7 protein-coding genes and 10 pseudogenes are annotated in these 17,685 nt (G+C 66.5%); 3 read left to right on the top strand and 14 right to left on the bottom strand.

What is annotated here, in order from left to right:
• Nucleotides 1–2,080 (bottom strand): annotated as a pseudogene (glnE, locus tag AB1281_RS01545) (bifunctional [glutamate--ammonia ligase]-adenylyl-L-tyrosine phosphorylase/[glutamate--ammonia-ligase] adenylyltransferase); the annotation flags it as partial.
• 374 nt (nucleotides 2,081–2,454) lie between these two features.
• On the opposite strand from glnE, the gene AB1281_RS01540 reads away from it, so the two are divergent.
• Nucleotides 2,455–3,969, top strand: a complete 1,515-nt coding sequence (locus AB1281_RS01540; protein WP_014035763.1) for an acetyl-CoA hydrolase/transferase family protein — start codon at nucleotides 2,455–2,457, stop codon at nucleotides 3,967–3,969.
• Nucleotides 3,970–4,130: 161 nt separating this feature from the next.
• On the opposite strand, the pseudogene hglS reads toward AB1281_RS01540, so the two are convergent.
• From hglS to AB1281_RS01475, 13 genes and pseudogenes are all read right to left on the bottom strand, one after another.
• A pseudogene (gene hglS / locus AB1281_RS01535) lies at nucleotides 4,131–5,497 on the bottom strand (2-oxoadipate dioxygenase/decarboxylase HglS).
• A 165-nt stretch (nucleotides 5,498–5,662) separates the two neighbouring features.
• On the bottom strand, nucleotides 5,663–6,151 hold the full coding sequence (locus AB1281_RS01530) for a hypothetical protein (protein ID WP_430344908.1): 489 nt from the start codon (nucleotides 6,149–6,151) through the stop codon (nucleotides 5,663–5,665).
• A gap of 31 nt (nucleotides 6,152–6,182) precedes the next feature.
• Nucleotides 6,183–6,936, bottom strand: a pseudogene (locus tag AB1281_RS01525) (HAD family hydrolase).
• A 45-nt stretch (nucleotides 6,937–6,981) separates the two neighbouring features.
• Nucleotides 6,982–7,491 (bottom strand): DinB family protein, encoded by a 510-nt coding sequence (locus tag AB1281_RS01520; protein WP_430344907.1) that lies wholly within the window; start codon nucleotides 7,489–7,491, stop codon nucleotides 6,982–6,984.
• A gap of 104 nt (nucleotides 7,492–7,595) precedes the next feature.
• Nucleotides 7,596–8,008, bottom strand: a pseudogene (locus AB1281_RS01515) (EF-hand domain-containing protein).
• Between the two features lie 232 nt (nucleotides 8,009–8,240).
• Nucleotides 8,241–8,610 (bottom strand): annotated as a pseudogene (locus AB1281_RS01510) (hypothetical protein).
• Nucleotides 8,611–8,991: 381 nt separating this feature from the next.
• Nucleotides 8,992–9,707 (bottom strand): annotated as a pseudogene (locus AB1281_RS01505) (M15 family metallopeptidase).
• Nucleotides 9,640–11,193 (bottom strand): annotated as a pseudogene (locus tag AB1281_RS01500) (serine hydrolase). Before AB1281_RS01500 ends, AB1281_RS01505 begins: the two co-directional pseudogenes overlap by 68 nt.
• A 68-nt stretch (nucleotides 11,194–11,261) precedes the next feature.
• Entirely contained in the window at nucleotides 11,262–11,471 is a 210-nt protein-coding gene (locus AB1281_RS01495; RefSeq protein WP_430344906.1) for a hypothetical protein, read from the bottom strand.
• Between the two features lie 1,128 nt (nucleotides 11,472–12,599).
• On the bottom strand, nucleotides 12,600–12,746 hold the full coding sequence (locus tag AB1281_RS01490) for a hypothetical protein (RefSeq protein ID WP_430344905.1): 147 nt from the start codon (nucleotides 12,744–12,746) through the stop codon (nucleotides 12,600–12,602).
• Between the two features lie 75 nt (nucleotides 12,747–12,821).
• Entirely contained in the window at nucleotides 12,822–13,781 is a 960-nt protein-coding gene (locus AB1281_RS01485; RefSeq protein WP_430344904.1) for a hypothetical protein, read from the bottom strand.
• Nucleotides 13,697–14,191 carry a carboxypeptidase-like regulatory domain-containing protein gene (locus tag AB1281_RS01480; RefSeq protein ID WP_430344903.1) on the bottom strand — a complete coding sequence of 165 codons (495 nt, stop codon included), beginning with the start codon at nucleotides 14,189–14,191 and terminating at the stop codon, nucleotides 13,697–13,699. Before AB1281_RS01480 ends, AB1281_RS01485 begins: the two co-directional genes overlap by 85 nt.
• 131 nt (nucleotides 14,192–14,322) lie before the next feature.
• A pseudogene (locus AB1281_RS01475) lies at nucleotides 14,323–15,812 on the bottom strand (transglutaminase-like domain-containing protein).
• A 110-nt stretch (nucleotides 15,813–15,922) separates the two neighbouring features.
• Between AB1281_RS01475 and AB1281_RS01470 the strand changes: the two are divergent.
• Nucleotides 15,923–17,383: pseudogene (locus AB1281_RS01470) on the top strand (SH3 domain-containing protein).
• Nucleotides 17,380–17,685, top strand: a pseudogene (locus AB1281_RS01465) (dipeptide epimerase); the annotation flags it as partial. The pseudogenes AB1281_RS01470 and AB1281_RS01465, both read left to right, overlap by 4 nt.

Below are 17,685 nucleotides of genomic sequence, written 5' to 3'. Positions count from 1 at the left end.
GGATTGTCGTGCAGGAACACCAGGTCCAGGTCGGAACCGAAGCCCAGTTCAAGCCCACCGAGGCTGCCATAGCCGATGATCGCGAAGCGCCCGCCAGGGATCTCGCCGTGCGCGGCGCGCATGTCCGCCTCGGCCATCGCCAGCACGGTGACCACCACCGCCTGCGCCAGCTCGGCCAGTTGCCGCGTGCTGTCCACCGCGCCCTGGCGGCCATCCAGCGTGGCCATCGCCATGCGGAAGCTGAGTGCCAGTCGCGTTTCATTGAGCCAGCGCAGTGCGGATTCGGGATCTTCCACCGCCAGCACCTGCTGGCACTCGGCCAGCATGCCGGCGGCATCCGGCATCGGCCCGGACACGCGCACGTCCAGCAGTTCGTCCAGCAGCAGCGGGTACGCGGCCAGGCGCTCGGCCAGCAGCGCGCTGCGCGCCAGCACATCGACCAGACGCGCCAACGCGCTCGGCTGTTCGTCCAGCAGCGCGAGATAGCTGGTCCTGCGCAGCACCGCCTGCAGCAGGCCAAGCACGCGCTTGAGCGCGGCATCGGGCTGCGGCGAACGCGTGGCCGCATGCAGCAACGCGGGCAGCACGCGATCCAGCCGCGCACGCGCGGCATCGGACAACGACTTCACGCCGGTGCCCTGCGCGAAATCGCGCAGCGACTGGTCGGCGCCATTGGCATCGAGGAAACCGGCTTCGGCCAGCAGCGGCGCGTTGCTGCCCTCGGGCAGGCTGCGCCAGTAGTTGGCCAATGCATCGGGCGCGGCCTGGCCCTTGCGCGGTGCCAGCAGCGCTGCGAATTCAGTACTGACCCGCTGCTGCTGCACGGCCAGTGCCGCGCGCAGCACCTCCCAGTCCGGGTAGCCCAGGCCGACGGCGATGCGCTCGCGGTCCAGCGCATCGCTGGGCAGCACGTGGGTCTGCGCGTCGCGCAGCATCTGCAGGCGGGTTTTCCAGCCGGCGCAGGAACAGGTAAGCCTCGCGCAGCGCGCTGCCATCCTCGGGCGCGATCTGCCCGGCCGCCACCAGCGCGTCCAGCGCCACCAGCAGGCGACGCTCGCGCAAGGTTGGTTCGCGGCCACCGCGGATCAGCTGCAGCGCCTGGCACAGGAATTCGATTTCGCGGATGCCGCCGGCGCCGCGCTTGATGTCCTCATGCAGTTCGCGGCGCGCGACTTCGGCGGTGATCGCCGCCTTCATCTCGCGCAGGCCGTCGAGCGCGGTGAAATCCAGGTAGCGGCGATACACGAACGGGCGCAGGGTCTGCAGCCACGCTTCACCGGCGTCGATATCGCCGGCCACCGCGCGCGCCTTCAGCCACGCATAGCGTTCCCAGTCGCGGCCTTCGCGCTGGAAGTACTGGTCCATCGCGGCGAACGACAGCGCGACGCGACCGGCGCTGCCGAACGGGCGCAGGCGCAGGTCGACGCGGTGACTGAAACCATCGACGGTGGTTTCGTCCAGCAGCTTGGCCAGGCGCTGGCCGAGGCGCGCGAAGTATTCTTCAGCGGCCAGCGCGCGCGGCCCGTCGGATTCGCCGCCGTGCGGGTAGGCGTAGACCAGGTCCACATCGGAACTGAAGTTGAGCTCGCCACCCGCCGAGCTTGCCGAGGCCGAACACCACCAGCTGCTGCGGCGTGCCTTCGCCATCGCGGACCACGCCGTGGCGCTGGGCGAATTCCTGCTGCAGGGCGTCCAGCGCCAGCCGCAGGCAGTCTTCGGCCAAAGCGGTGGCGCCGGCCAGGGTCTGCGCCACGTCGTCCAGGCCGGTCAGGTCGCGCCAGATCAGCCGCGTCGACATGGCGGTACGCCAGCGCCGGATCTGCGCCGGCCAGTCGCTGGGCTGCAGCGGATCGAGCACCGGCCCCGGGATCGGCGGGCAGCCGGGTGCGGCCAGTTGTGCCAGCAGCGCCGGTTGCCGCACCAGGGTGTCCAGCGCGAAGTCGCTGGCCACCGCCAGCCGGGTCAGCAGCGGCAGCAGCTCGGCAGGAACGGGCTCGGGCAGGACCTGGGCCAGGCGCGCCAGGGCGCGGTCGACAAGGGGCTGCAGGGACGCGGGAAGGTCGGCGGGGGCGAGGGTCATACCTCGATTCTCGCGGGGTCGGATCCCTTTGCCAACGGCAAAGGGCTCTGACCCCGGATTGCTGGCACTGCGCGGGTCAGAGCCTTTTGCCCGTGGCAAAAGGATCCGACCCGGCGTGTCGCGCGCATTCATAATGGGCGACAGGCAATAAAAAAGCCCGCTTGCAGCGAACTGCCAGCGGGCTCTGCTCCCTCCCCCACGTCGGGATGCAGGGCCATCGTGCGGGCTGCGAAAGCACTTTGCACGCTGCACTGCAAAACAAAACCGGTGGGTATGGGTGACCCCTGTGGGGAAAAGCCATTCCACGAAGGTAGAACCCCCCGTACGGATGAGGATGGCCGATAATCGGCTTTCCCCCCAGAAACACTGTCGTCATGTCTGTTGATCGCATCGCCAACGCGCGTCTCCGTGACCGCGTGGTCTCCGCCGAGGCCGCAGCCGCGCTGATCCAGCCCGGTGAAACCGTGGCCATGAGCGGCTTTACCGGCTCCGGGTATCCCAAGGCCGTTCCCGTGGAACTGGCGCGTCGCATCGAAGCGGTGCACGCCCAGGGCCAGCCCTTCCAGATCAAGCTGATGACCGGCGCCTCCACCGCGCCGGAGCTTGATGGCGCGCTGGCCAAGGCCGATGGCATCGCCATGCGCATGCCGTTCCAGAGCGACCCGGATGCGCGCAACCGCATCAACGAGGGCAAGCTGGATTACATCGACATCCATCTCAGCCACGTCGCCCAGCACGTGTGGTTCGGTTTCTACGGCGAGATCGATACCGCCGTGATCGAAGTCTCGGCCATCCGCGAAGATGGCTCGCTGGTGCCCTCCACCTCGGTCGGCAACAACAAGACCTGGCTGGACCTGGCGAAGAAGGTGATCGTCGAGGTCAACGAATGGCAGCCGGCCGGCGTCGACGGCATGCATGACATCTACTACGGCACCGCGCTGCCGCCGCACCGCAAGCCGATTCCGCTGGTGAACGCCAACGACCGCATCGGCGACACCGCGCTGCGCTGCGACCCGGACAAGATCGTGGCGGTGGTGCGCACCAACGGCCCGGACCGCAACAGCCCGTTCAGCCCGATCGATGCAACCAGCGAGCAGATCGCCTCGCACCTGATCGAGTTCCTCAAGCACGAAGTGAAGAAGGGCCGCCTGCCGCCGAACCTGCTGCCGCTGCAGTCGGGCGTGGGCAATATCCCGAACGCGGTGCTGGCCGGCCTGGCCAAGAGCGGTTTCCGCGACCTGGCCGCGTTCACCGAAGTGATCCAGGACGGCATGCTCGACCTGCTGCGCGACGGCGTGTTGAGCTACGCCTCGTGCACCGGCTTCGCGCTGAGCCCGCAGGCCAACGAGACGTTCAAGGAACACATCGATTTCTACCGCGAACGCATCATCATGCGCACGCAGGAAATCTCCAACCATCCGGAACTGGTGCGCCGCCTCGGCTGCATCGGCATGAACGGCATGATCGAGGTGGACATCTACGGCAACGTCAACTCGACGCACGTGATGGGCACGCGGATCATGAACGGCATCGGTGGTTCCGGTGACTTCGCCCGCAACGGTTTCCTGTCGGCGTTCCTGAGCCCGTCCACGGCGAAGAACGGCACCATCTCGGCGATCGTGCCGATGGCCAGCCATGTCGACCACACCGAGCACGATGTGTCGGTGATCGTGACCGAGCAGGGCCTGGCCGACCTGCGCGGCCTGACCCCGCGCAAGCGCGCGCAGGTGCTGATCGACAACTGCGCGCACCCGGATTTCCGCCCGCAGCTGCAGGACTACTTCGACCGTGCCAGCCGCGAGAGCTACGGCAAGCACACCCCGCACCTGCTGCCGGAAGCGCTGTCGTGGCACCAGCGCTGGCTGGATACCGGCACGATGAAGGGCTGAGACCCGCTGTTGTAGAGTCGAGCCATGCTCGACTGCTTTTCTCGGCAGCCGAGCATGGCTCGGCTCTACAGAGGGCAGCGCCATGACCCCAGGCACGGACATCGGGTAGAGCCGGCCGCTGGCCGGCTTCCCCTACAGCCGGCCAGCGGCCGGCTCTACCATCAAACGATGCGCAGCGCCGCCAGCGACTCAGCCTGCAGCCGCTCGTAGATCTCGAACTCGTCGTTCACCCGCCACGCCCAAGGCCTGCTCGAAGGCCTCGCGGTTGGCATGCGCGGCATAGGCACGCTGTTCTTCACCGCCCAGGTTCGACTGGAAGATGCCCGCGGCACTGACCGGCAGGAAATCCTCGTAGACGATCGGGTCGGCGGTGGCCAGGCCCGCGGCCACCAGCACTTCAGCCGGCAGATCAGCCACGCGCTCCGGCGCGGCGCGGCCGGCGTCGGTCAGCTGGTAGCGGTAATAGCCCAGGCCTTCCTGGCGCAGCGTGTCGTGGTCATCCGGGAAGCTGGCGAACACCGCCTGCAGGCGCTGGCCGTAGTCGCCGCCGGTACTGCCTTCGCCACCGGCATCGCGTGCCTGCGACAGCAGCTGGTCGTACAGCGCGCGGCCCTTCGGGGTCAGCGCAAGGCCACGTTGTTCGATCTCGCCGAAGCGCGCGGTATGCGTACCGGCATCACCACCCTCACTGTCCGGGAAATGCACGGCTTCTTCCAGTGCCTTGAAGCTGGTCTGGCGCAGCAGGATCGGGCAGGCGCGGCGCGGCGGGCCTTCGATCACCGCCTTGGCCGCCATGCCTTGTTCGATCATCGCGGCCTGCGCCGCGTCGATATCCAGCGTGCGCGGGGTCAGGTGGTTGATGTGCGGGCCCCGGAAGCTGACCACGTCGGCCACCAGGCGATGCGCGTTGTGCAGGGCGTGGTAGGTCGGCAGGTCGACGGTGGCATCACCGTGCCAGCGGAAGGTTTCCAGTGCTTCATCGACGAAACGCTCGGCATCGGCCTGCGACAACCCGCCGTCACGCTCGGCCTGCTCGATCAGCGCCAGCGCGCCGTCGGTGAAGATGCGGCGGCGTTCGAGGATGCGCGCCGATTCGGCACGCAGGGTTTCGTCTTCGATCAGCTCCAGGCGCAGCAGCGAGGTGAACACGCGGAACGGGTTCTGCGCCAGCGCGGCGCCGGTCAGCGGCCGGGAACGCGGTGGAGTGCACCGGCACGCCAGCCACCGACAGGTCGTAGTAGCCGACCGGGAACATGCCCATCACCGCGAACAGGCGGCGCAGCGTCGCCAGTTCCTGCACGGTGCCGACGCGGATCGCGCCATGGCGCTCCTCGTCCAGGCGCGCACGCTCGTCGTTGCGCAGCAGCTGCGCGGCTAGCGCTGGGTCCTGGTCAAGCACCTGCGCGTTGATCCGCTCCACCAGTTCCACCAGCGTGCCGTACAGCGGCACTTCGGTGCGGTACATGCGGGACATGGCCTGCGCGAACAGGCGGCGGATCACATCAGGCGAAACGAAAGAGGCGCTCATCAGTCACTCGATTACGGGAACGGGGAACAGCTCGAACCCGTATTGTCGCCGGAGCGCGCGGCGGCGGCGATATGCACAGCAACATGAAAGAAATCGGTAGTGCCGGCCGCTGGCCGGCAACCCCCGGATGCCTGGAAGGGTGCAGTTGCCGGCCAGCGGCCGGCACTACCGCTTGAGCTGGCGCTTCAGGGTGGCATCCAGGGTGATCGGCCGGTCCCAGTGCTGGTAGCTGGCCACGATGGCGTGGCGCAGCGCGCGGTAATGCAGGTTCTCCGGCTTGGTCGGCATCCGCTTCACCACCGCCTCCCAGCCGCCGGCCGGGTCCTGGCTGAAGGCGCGCACGCTGTCGCGGCAGGTCTGGCCGCTGGCCTTGGCCCAGAAGCAGGCGAAGTAGATATCCCCGGCCTGCCAGCCATGGGTGGTGAACAGTGCGCTGATATAGCCGCGCGGTACGTCGGCATAGCGCGACACCTCGTCGAGGAAGGCGTCGGGGTAGCGCTCGGCGTAGTGGTTGATGTCCTGCAGCTGGGCATCGACCCAGCTGTCACCGGTTTCCACCGCGTAGGCCGCCGAACGCTCGGCGGTCTGCTGGGCCAGCACGGTGGCCGGCACCAGCAGCAGGGACAACAACAGCGCGCGCAGTCGGACGTTCATGCCCCGATTCTGCCGCAGCCGCCGCGCCCTGTCAGGCCGCTGCAGCGGCCTTGGCCTCGATCGCCGCCAGTGCAGCCGGCCAGTCGTGGGCGGTATCGGCGGTGACCATGCGCGGTTCATCGTCGGCCACGCCATGCTGGGTCTCGTGGGCCCAGGTCACCGCGTACGGGGTATGCACGCCCCAGCCACCCAGGGTCACCACCGGCTCGATGTCCGAGCGCAGCGAGTTGCCGACCATCACGAAGCGCTGCATCGGCAGGTCGAATTCGGCCAGCACGCGGGCGTAGGTCTCCGGGTCCTTCTCGGAAACGATCTCGATGCGCGGGAACAGCTCGGCCAGGTTGGCCACCTTGATCTTCGCTTCCTGGTGGAACAGGTCGCCCTTGGTGATCAGCACTACCGGGTAGTGCTCGGCGATGGCCGCCACCGCTTCGCGCACGACCGTCGATCAGCTCGACCGGGTGGCGCAGGGTGTCATGGCCGATCTCCAGGATGCGCTGGATGTCCTTGGCCTCGATGCGCTGGCCGGTGATGTCGATGGCCGCTTCGATCATCGACAGCGTCATGCTCTTCACGCCGTAACCGAAGGTGCCCAGGTGGCGCTGCTGCACTTCCAGCAGGTGGCGCGCGGTCTGGGTGTCATGCACGTCGACGTAGCGCGACAGCAGGTCAAGATAATCCTGCTCGGCCTTGCGGTAGTAGTCCTCGCTCTTCCACAGCGTGTCGTCACCGTCAAAACCGACCAGGCCGATGGCGCGCGACGGCGCAGGCGTGGGGGTAGTCATCGCACAAGGATACCGCCGTCCCGGCACGTGGGACACCGGGCAGGCTCAGTCGCCGTGCTGGCGCTGGTAGACCAGCAGGTCCAGTGCCGGGGCCTGGCCGGTCAGTTGGGTCAGCAGGGTATGTACCTGGCCGCGGTGATGGGTCTGGTGGTTGAACCAGTGTGCCAACCCGGCGTCCACCCGCTGCAGCTGCGGTTCGGGCGTGGACACGCGTCGATAGGCGACACGGGTCGCCAAGGCCGCATCGGACAGCCCGAGCACGAACGCGACGATGCCGGCATCCTCCTCGATCCGCGCCTGACGCAGCGCGGTGAAATCGGTGAACAGCAGCGTGTCCAGTGCATAGCCGGTATCGCCTTGCCCGGCCAGCCGGCGCAGCCAGATGCGATCCGTCACCAGCAGGTGGTTGAGCGTACGTTCGACGGAACCGAAGAACGCGCCGCACGGCCTTCGGTAGTCCTCGTCGGGCAGTGGCTCCACGGCGGCGTACAGGCGCTGGTTGGCCCAGGCGTTGTAGCGGGCCATGGTCTCGAAATGGCGCTTGAGGGTTGCCATGCGCGGATGGTCGTGCCCGGCGCAGGCGCCGTCAATACGGCAAAACCCGGGCGGCCGCAGCCGCCCGGGTCCCCATGCACCGGTCTTCCCGAATCAGGTCTGGATCAGCGGCCCTGCGCCGCGCCGGCACCAGCGCCGGCCTGCTGCGCGGCCACGTAGGCCTTGTACTCGTCGGCGCTCAGCTCGCCGTCCCTTGTTGGTATCGGCCTGGTCGAACACCTGGGCCAGGCCGGCGTTCACCTGCGCCTCGGTCTTGCTGATGGTGCCGTTGCCATCGGTATCGATGCTGGCCCAGGTCTGGCCACCGCCGTTGGCCTGCGCCGATGCCGCTGCGGCCGCGTCGGTCGCCTGGTCAGCCGCCTGCCCGGCCTGTGCCGCCGCCTGCTGGGCCTGCGCCGCTTCATTCTGCGCATGCGCGGCCTGCTGCTTGGCCGACTGTGCCATCGCCCGGTATGGCCAGCACACTGCCGGCGGCGACGATCAGGGCGATCAGGGGCTTGCGGTTGCGAATAGTCATCAGGGGTGTCTCCTACCAATTGGGTGGTGTTGCGCGGCCTGTTGCTTCCGCACGGCACCTACCCTGCCACCGCCTTTCTGAATCGATTTTGGGCCGCGGCCAGCCTCCACACGCGCGATTAACCACTCGCCTCCACGCATGCTTTAGCGCGCTGGTTAGCGGGGAGTGAGTGGGCTCATGAGATGCGCATTCAGCGCCTCTGGATTTAACCGGAGGCAACGAAAAACCTGCGTCAGTCGACGGTTTTTTCCAATGACCGCGAACTGAACAACACCCATCCAGGGCGACACCGGCGAGTGCGCCGGCGATTTCCAGCACGACACGGCTACCGAGTTCGTTCGGATCGTGGATGGTGGCGAGGAACAGGCGCGCGTACAGCGGCGACTCCAAGCCGCACGATGCCCATGTAGAACAGCTTCCACGCGTCGATGCCGGCGGAGGCCACCACCGAGATGACGCAGGACCAGCCGTTCGCATGCCCCACCGACCAGTGCAGCAGCCGGCACAGCCACGACCACAGGAAATACACCAGCAGGCCGACCAGCAGGCGATGGCGCCGGCCTCCAGGGTGCCGAGCAGGCGAAGTGCAGGGGAAGGTTCATCGGGCGGGCTGGGATGAGAAGGCGGCCAGTGTAAGGGATCTGCCCCGGACCCGATCCGGTGGCCACGGTAGATCCACGCCATGCGTGGATGAATCTCCATCGAGATCGAATATCTCGACGATTGAAAAAAGAGCAGCCGAGCATGGGCTCGGCTTTACAACGGACTCCGCGGGAAACTGTCAGAGGCGGGGCGGTGCCGGAGTGCGGGGTGTCAGCCGCATGGATGCGGCTGCCAAGCCTCCATGGACGGATTTACGGTGTCCCCGCACTCCGGCACCGCCCCGCCAACCCACGGAACGCACGCTGTTGCTGTTGCTCCTGATGTTGCGGCCAGCGGCCGGCACTTACCGCGGGTGCAGGGCGCAGCCCTGCCGAAACCCCCTAGAGCACCGGAACGTCGTACGCGGTGCCGGGATCCGGTTCCGGCTGCAGGGTGTAGTGCCACCACTCCTGCGGATAATTGACGAAGCCCCGCCGCGCCATCGCGCGCACCAGCTGCTGGCGGTTCGCCTGCTGTGCATCGCTCAACCCGCTGGTCTGCGTATGCGCGCGCGGCCCGAAGAAATCGAAGTCGGTGCCCATGTCCAGCGGCGTACATGCACCACTGCGGCAATCCAGCAGCCCCAGATCGACCGTGGCGCCGCGGCTGTGTCCGGACGTTCGGCGATGTAGCCGTCAGCCAGCAGCCGCGGCTTGTCCAGATCCGGGTACTGCAATGCCTTGCGCGAGCGCTCGCGCGGGTCGTTCACACCAGGCCATGAAGGCCTGCACCGAGCGCACCGGGCCGGTAGCAGTCGTAGATCCGCAGGCCGAATCCATCCGCACGCAGGTCCTGTTCCACCTGCGCCAGCGCCTTCGCCACGGCGCCAGCAGGTAGCACGAGGGCGCCTCGTAACCCGGTACACGCGCGCGCCGGTGAAGTTGTTGGCGCTGGCGTAGCGGATATCCATCTCGATGCGTGGCGACAGCGAACGGATCTCGACCAGACCGGCACTGGCGGCGTCGATCGCCGGCGAAACGCGCGGCGGCTCAGCGGCGCTGGCGCTCGCTGCCAGGGCAGTCGCCAGTACGAGTGAAATGCAGGTCCTGGAAGTCATAGCTGAAGTCGATGTCCGGGTCGATGGCACGCAGGTCTAGTGTGGGCGGCGCACCGTCACCGGGCTGCAGCCAGGCCTGTGCGTCTTCGCCCAGCGTATCCCAGCGCAGCAGCCAACGCCCCTGCAACTGCAGCACCGTGGCCTGCAGTCGGGGGCGACTTGTCGACGCTGAAACGCAGGCCGTCCGCGCCCGGGCACAGTGAGGCCGGGCCCAGCCACGGATCGCGGTAACGACCCTGCCAGCGGGACAGGTCCGTGCGGCTCGTCACCTGCGCCGCAGCGGTGGATGGCCGCGAATGGCCGCTCGCGGCCCGCGTTGCCTGGTCCGCCTTCAGTTCGGCCAGGTACTCCATCGCCGGACGCGCATCGTCGGGGGGTGGTGAAGCGCTTCAGCGCTGCCCTGCATCAGCGCTGTGCGTGCATCCTCGCCTTCACCGTTGATCAGCATCACCACACCCACCTTCCGGTCGGGCAGCAGCGCCAGCGACGAGTACATGCCCGACAGCGTGCCGGTGTGCGCTACCTTCCACTGCCCGTCCATGTCCGACACGCGCCAGCCGTAACCGTAGCCGTAGAAATGCGCGTTGTCCCAGCGCTGCTGGCGTTCACCCAACGGCATCGGCATGTGCAGGGTCCACAGCGTGCGGCGTTGCGTGCTGTCCAGCCAGTCCGGCACCACGGCAGGATCCAGCAGTACCTGCATCCAGCGCGTCATGTCGCGCAGCGAGCAACGGATGCCACCGGCCGCCATCGACGGCAGGTCCGGGCTGATATCACCGTCGGCGTTCACCCCTCATTGCGATCACCACGCCATGCATGCGGCTGCGCGACATTGCCCACGCGTTTCACCGACCAGGCCCCGACCTGACAGCGGGTCATGCCGAGTGGTTCGAACACCTGCTCGCGCATCAGCTGGTCATAGGGTTTGCCACCGGCCGCAGCGGCCACTTCCCCGGCCACCACGTACATCAGGTTGTCGTAGGCATAGTGCTGCGGAAGCTGCTGACCGGCTTGAGGTGCGCCAGTCCGGCGATGATGTCGGCACGGGTGAACGTGTTCGGTTCCGGCCACAGCATCAGGTCGCCGGCGCCCAGGCCGAGACCGCTGCTGTGGATCAGCAGGTCGCGCACCTGCATCTGCTGGCCGACCCATGCGTCCTGCATGCGGAACCCGGGCAGGTACCGCTGCACCGGATCATCCCAGCGCAGCTTGCCCTGCTGCACCAGCCGCGCCAGCAACGCGGCGGTCATCGCCTTGCTGTTGGAGGCGATCTTGAACAGGGTGTCCTCGTCGATGCGGCCGCCATCGCCGCGCGCCCCTTCCGCATGGCGATAGACCACGCGCCCGTTCTCGACTACTGCCATGGCCAGCCCGGGCAGATGCTCGACGCGGACCACGGCGGCGATATCCGCATCGATGGATGCGGTATCGACCGCCGAAGCGGAGGTGCGGCCAGTGCCGCCGCGAGGATCAGCAGATGATGCATGCACGCTTCCCTTCCAATGCCCGCGCCGCCCACACGGACGGCACGGATGCAGCCTCAGAAATTCCAGGTCACCACCAACTGTGTATAGCGCGGAGCCTGCCAGCGCGTCCGGTGGCGAACGTCGCCTCGCGGTACTGGCCGGGCTGCGCTTCATAGCGCTGGTGCACGTTGATGGTCTTCTGATTGTTGAACAGGTTGTAGACCGACAGCCGTGCGCTGAGGTCGATGCCTTCCACCGGCAAACGCCACGTCACATTGCGCCCATGGTCCACGTCCATGGCAGGCGACCGAACGCGCCGCGCGGACTGTACTCGAACTGTCGCTGGTTGTATGGGCCGGAGCAGTTGGCCACGCACAGCCAACGCGTGCCACCGCCACTACCTTCACTGGAGGTACTGCCACCGCGATGGAGTCGTTTGGCCACATCACGCCATACGCAGTGATCGGGCCACCGGACTGCACCTGCAACGTGGTGCCAAAGGACCATTGCTTGTTCAGTGCGTACGCAGCTCGCAGCTTGAACTGGTGGCGGAAGTCGTTGAACAGTACGCCGTAGCGCTCGTTGGTGGCGGGGTGGTCCCAGAACTGGACCATGCCGGTATCACCGTAGTTGGTATCGGAGTTCACTGGTCCTTCGAAGTTGCCTTCACTCTTCGACCACAGGTAGGACGCGTTGAACATCCACTTCTCGTCCCATGCACGGTCGATCTGGAACTCCAGCGCCTTGTAGGTACGCTTGGGCTTGGAGTAACCGATTACCTCGCCGCTGCCGCCCTTGCGATAGCCCCTGTTGGCGGTATCGATGGTGATCCAGCCTTCGTTGGCGCAGCCGATGCTCTTGTCGCCCCAGATTGTCAGGCTCTCGCCCGGATTGGCGATCGGCCACAGCGTGCTCGGGGTCGGGCCGCACGGGGTGTAGTTGATGCGGATGTCATCCAGCGCACGGTCATCCGTCGATAGTGGCGTTGACGCCCCAGGACCACGCCTGGTTGATCATGTTCTGGAAGCCCAGGATGTACTCGTCCTGGTAGACCGCCTTGAGATCGCGGTCCACGCTCTGGCGCAGGTCGGCACCGCCCGGTGTTCATGCGGGTGTCGGTCGGCCCGATCTGCTGGCCGACGATCGGTGCCATGTACGGCGAGCCTGTCGGCGAGGTCTTCTGTTCCCAGCCATTGAGCACGTAATAGCTGTATTCGTCGGTGAGACCACCGGCGAAGTTCACGTTGATGTTGTTGGTAACCGGCAGGTAGTAGCGGCCGGCGTTGCCGAAGAGCTTGGTGCTGCCATCACCGCGCATGTCCACGAGAAGCCCACACGCGGCGCGACCAGGTCGTCCATCTTGATGAACGCTTGCCGGCGGCGGTGCGGTTTTCGAAACGGTCCCAGCGCACGCCGAGGTTGAGCATCAGGTCGGAGTGATGTTCCAGATGTCTTCCACGTAGAAGGCATTGGCTTCAGTCTCGAACGTGCCTCCCGACTTGCGGTTGCGCGCACGCAGCATTTCGGTAACGCCTGCTGGCACGTAGGCATTGGCACCGTCCCCAGACTTCATCGCCAGGTCGCGCTACGTAGGCCGTGTAGCTCAACTCGGTCGGACCGGGGTAGCGGGTGGACTGCTTTGTGGTCATCAGCTCACGGTCGACACCGAAGCGTAGCAGGTGATCACCCAGCTGCCATTCGAAGTCCAGTCGCGCCACGTCACGGGTATCGTCACGCTCGGCCACTGCCGTGCCGGGTGGGGTGGCAGCCTGCGCGCAGGCCCTGCAGCTTGCCCAGGCGCGGGCCGTAGGTGCTGTCGGTGAACACCGGGCTGCACGCCTGATCCAGCGACGAATTGGTGAACGCACGCTGGTTGTCTGGCCGACCATGGCGCGGGCGGTGAAGTTCTGGCCGAAGTGGCCGGTATAGGTGGCCGACCAGTTGCGACCACCCGTCTCGGTGACCGAATCACCGCCCCATTGCACCGAGCTGGTCTGGCGTTCCAGTTGTAGCCATACGAGGCGTTGGTGACGTCACCTTCGTCGGAGAACGCCAGCAGCGCCAGGCTGTGGTTGTCGTTGATGTTCCAGTCCAGCTTGGTGCCCCAGAAGCCGTTGCCGGAATCATTCTTGAACCAGGTACTGCCATCGGACGAGGTGTTGTGCCCTTTGTCACTGCGGTCTTCATACATCGCGAACAGGAACAGCTTGTCCTTGATGATCGGACCGGAGCCCCACACGTTGGTCTTCAGGAACGAGTTGTTGTCGCGGCTGCCATACGAATGCGGGGTTCCATCACGATGGAAGTGGTCGCCGCCGCTGGAGCGCCATGCACTGGGTTCAGCGGTGACTTCCACGCCGCCTTCGAACTCGTTGCTGCCCGAACGGGTCACCGCATTGATCACGCCACCGGTGGAGCGGCCGAAACTCGAACCGAGTATCCGCCGGTCTTGACCTGAAACTCCTTGAAGAAGGCGAACGGCGCGGGTACTGAAGCCGCGACGGGTGTACATGTCGGTGACATTCAGGCCATTGATGAAGACGGCATTTTCAGCCACCGACGAGCCGGCGAAGGACAAGCCACCAAAGGACGAGTTGCCGCCGACCACGCCCAGGCGCCATCAGTGCGACCGCAGACAGGTCCTGCGCCACAGGAAGGCGCGAGAATTTCCTGTCGATTGATGTTGAAGGATGTTTCGGTGGAATAGACATCCACGCGATTGACCACGCGTGTGCCGACCACCTGCAGTGCATCGAGATTGGTGACGCCGCCGCCGCTTGCCAGATTGACCGTGGTGGTGCCGCCGATCGCGACGCTGACAGCAACCTGATCACCCAGCTTCTGGCCATCACGGCTGAGCTGCAACTGGTAGTCGCCCACCGGTAGCTGGCCAAGGCGATAGCTGCCATCGGCACCGACCGTGACAGAGCGGGTCAGGCCCGTGCTGTTGCTGACCACGGTCACCTGATCACCGGCGGTGGCGCGGCCCGCCACCGCGCCGCTCACGTTCTGCGCCATTGCTGTGCCGGCAGCATCATGCCCAGACACGCCCCGAGGGCGACGCACAACGCCGCCCGCTTGATGCTGTAAGCCTTCATCCCCTGCTCTCTCCTGCAAGAATTGAATGGTGTGGAGTGCGATGTGTCGCGCTAGCGTTGCCTGGCTGGCAGTACCCGCCACTGGAAGTCGTAGCTCCATTGGTCGAAGTACAGTTGCCGCCTGCCCACTCGGCCTCGCCGCGCTGCGAGTCGACCGTTTCCGAGCGGAAGTGCTGCTTGGCCGGCACGAAGGGCTGGCCGAAATCATCGTTGAAGGCGATGCGGTAGCCGTCGAGGCCACCCAGGTAGAAATCGCGCAGGGCCGGCACGTCGCTGGCCAGTGCCCCGGTGGTCACGTCCATCGGCAGCCAGCCATACGGCGCCAGGTAGACCTGCCCCAGTCATGCAGGTTGTTGTAGCCGCTGCCATCGTCGGAGAACACCATGCCCCGACTGCCAGCGCGCGGGAATGCCGTTCAGGCGCAGCAACGCTATCAGCAGCAGGGTCTGCTGCCCGCAGTCGGCATGGCCGGAACGCAGCGCGTAATCGCTGATGTTGCTGATCGTGGAGTATTCGCGCGCACCGGCCCAGGAATGCGGTCGACCGCAGCAAACAGCTTGCGCACCACTTCATACGGGCGCGTCTCGCCCTGCAGCACCTGGTCGGAGAACAGCTTCAGCGCAGGGGTGAAGCGCACATGCGGCAGCTGCTCGGCCAGATAGGGCTTCAACGCCGGATCAGCCGGGGTCGGCCGCACCCTGGCCGGATCGATCGCGGTATGCCGGGCGAAGATCGTGACCGCGTAGCGGACCTCGAAGCGGGTCGGCTGCCCAGCCACCGCTTTGGCTTCCAGATAGGCCGTGCGTTGCAAGGTGCTGGCCGGTGCCCACCCGCGCCTTGCCCGGGCTGCCGCCCAGCCACTGCACCTGCTCCTGCTGTCCCGGGATTTCGCGCGGGTACGGAATCCAGGCGCGTACGGTTTCGCCGGCCGGCACGGCATCGGCTTTCACTGTGAGCGACTGGGTGAATTCAATGCGCTGCGGCAGCACCGACGCCTGGGCCACTCTGTTCGGCTGCGGCAACCGCGCGCGCGTGGTGGGCGTTGAGCACTTCGTTGGGGCCGGAGGCGGCATCGGTGCATCCGCGCGGCGGCGTGCACGCGCCTCATCACTGAGCAGGAACAGGTTCGATGGTGCGCGCTTGAAGTACCAGCGCGTGCCATCGATGTCGAGGTGTTCGATCAGTCCAAGCTGGTCCCAGCGTGCGAATTCCTCGTCGGTCAGGTCGGGAATCCAGCGGCGCACGGCAGACTTGACGGCGGCTTCGTCGAGGGAAAAATCCAGGCGGATGCGGCGCATGCGCTCTTCCTGGAACGCGATGTCGTCGAAACTGACGCCAGGCTCCGCCGCGTCCGCAGCCGACCAGGTGTTCAGTTCGCTGCCGGCTTCGGAGAACCGTCCCGCGTCGATCATCTGCACGACCCGCGCAAACTGGATGGCCGAGGGTGGCGGCTCCGCTCCCGCCGACCACGCCCACAGCAGCAGCGCGGCACACAGGCCGGCAGTGCAGGCAGACGTGGTTTGCCGAACGGCAGGATCCACAGCGACACTTCCCCAGCGCGGGTGGTAACGGCTGTGTAACACGGGCCGGGATGCTGGTCAATAATTTATTCTTGCTTTCGTGGCCAAAAGGAATAAATATTCCAAAAGGCATTCGAGGAGGGTGTGCAGCGCATGATCCTGGCTCCCGCGAACGGCATCGGCATTGGCCACGCCGCTTGACCCTGCCCTGTGCCTGCTGGCCGCACCAGCCCTTTCACAGGCAGCCCCGTCACCCGATCCGGCGCACCGCTGCCCTATGTGATCGGCCTGCACGAGGCCTACCTCACCCCCGCAGTACTGGGCCGCGCGCCTGGACAACGCCGACGTGCCGGTCCTGGACCGCAGCCAGATCGAGGCACAGAACGCGCGGATGCGGGCACAGGACAGCCACATCCAGGACATCGCCGCATTGCCAGCCCAGCTTGATGCGGCGACGGTGCGTGCCAGCATCACCGCGCTGTCGAGCTGGCCAGCCGCACCCTGTACAACGACAAGGGCCAGGCCATCACGCCGGCACTGCGCAGCACGATCGAAGCAAACCTGGGCCTCGATGGGATTCCCGCCCGGACGGCACCGCCAGTATGGGCTGGTGGTGAAGCGCGCAGCTCTGCGCACCTTCCCAACCCGCGAGCGCGTCTTCAGCAGCATCGGCGATACCGACATCGATCGCTTCCAGGAATCGGCGCTGTTCCCCGGCGACAAGATTGCCGTGGTCCATCGCAGCGCCGACGGCCACTGGCTGTTCGTGCACAGCGAGCGCTACAGCGCATGGATCGAGTCCGATGCCATCGCCAGCGGCGACAAAGCCACCGTGCTCGGCTATGGCGCCAAAGGCCCGTACCGGATCGTCACCGGTGCCACCGCGCAGACCGCCTACACCCCGGAAGAACCGCGCGTCTCGCGCCTGCAGCTGGACATGGGCGTGCGCCTGCCGGTACTGGCCGGCTGGCCTGCTTCAGAGCCGGTGAACGGCCAGCAGGCGCATGCGTCGTGGGTGGTGCAGTTGCCGGTACGCGAAGCCGACGGTCGGTTGAAGCTGGTGCCGGCGCTGCTGCCACGTTCGCAGGACACCGCCGCCGACTACCTGCCGCTGACCCCACGCCTGCTGCTGCAGCAGGCCTTCAAGTTCCTCGGCGAGCGCTACGGCTGGGGCCACGACTACGACACCCGCGACTGCAGCGGCTTCGTATCCGAGATCTACCGCAGCTTCGGCGTGCTGCTGCCACGCAATACCAGTGCACAGGCGGTCAGCCCTGCCCTGGATCGCCCTGCCGTTCACCGGCAAGGACGGCAAGGCGGTGCGCGACCGCGCCGTCACCGACCTGCAGGTGGGCGATCTGGTCTACATCCCCGGCCACGTGATGATGGCCATCGGCCACGTCGACGGCCGTACCTGGGTCATCCACGATACGGCGGGCGGCAGCTGGTTCGGTGCCGACGGCACGCGCGTGCAGGCCCATCTCAATGGTGTTTCGGTCACGCCGCTGGAACCGATGATGGCCAGCGATACCGTCCGCTACATCGACCGCATCACCAACATCCAGCGCCTGCGGGCCAAGACTCCTGAATGAAGATCACCGCCATCGAACTGGGCATGCTGCGCGTGCCGTTGAAGACACCGTTCAAGACCGCCCTGCGCACGGTGGAGACCGTGGAAGACGTGGTGGTGCTGATCCGCACCGACACCGGTCACACCGGCTACGGTGAAGCCCGGCCACCGCAGTGATCACCGGCGATACGCACGGCTCGATCATCGAAGCAATCCGCCACTTCATCGCGCCGCGCCTGATTGGCCAGGACGTGGTCAACCTCAACCATCTGTGCACGCTGGTGCAGACCGCGATGGAACGCAACACCAGCGCCAAGGCGGCGG

The organism is Stenotrophomonas sp. NRRL B-14846, assembly GCF_050473585.1.
Classification (GTDB): Bacteria; Pseudomonadota; Gammaproteobacteria; order Xanthomonadales; family Xanthomonadaceae; genus Stenotrophomonas.
Note: the sequence above shows the minus strand (reverse complement) of the source record. Positions and strands in the feature narration are given on the sequence as shown.

Excerpts from the sequence above, each read along its gene's own strand:
- AB1281_RS01540 (WP_014035763.1), top strand. The coding sequence starts at position 2,455 with ATGTCTGTTGATCGCATCGCCAACGCGCGTCTCCGTGACCGCGTGGTC.
- AB1281_RS01530 (WP_430344908.1), bottom strand. The coding sequence starts at position 6,151 with ATGAACGTCCGACTGCGCGCGCTGTTGTTGTCCCTGCTGCTGGTGCCG.
- AB1281_RS01520 (WP_430344907.1), bottom strand. The coding sequence starts at position 7,491 with ATGGCAACCCTCAAGCGCCATTTCGAGACCATGGCCCGCTACAACGCC.
- AB1281_RS01495 (WP_430344906.1), bottom strand. The coding sequence starts at position 11,471 with ATGGACGTGGACCATGGGCGCAATGTGACGTGGCGTTTGCCGGTGGAA.
- AB1281_RS01490 (WP_430344905.1), bottom strand. The coding sequence starts at position 12,746 with ATGAAGTCTGGGGACGGTGCCAATGCCTACGTGCCAGCAGGCGTTACC.
- AB1281_RS01480 (WP_430344903.1), bottom strand. The coding sequence starts at position 14,191 with ATGGCGCAGAACGTGAGCGGCGCGGTGGCGGGCCGCGCCACCGCCGGT.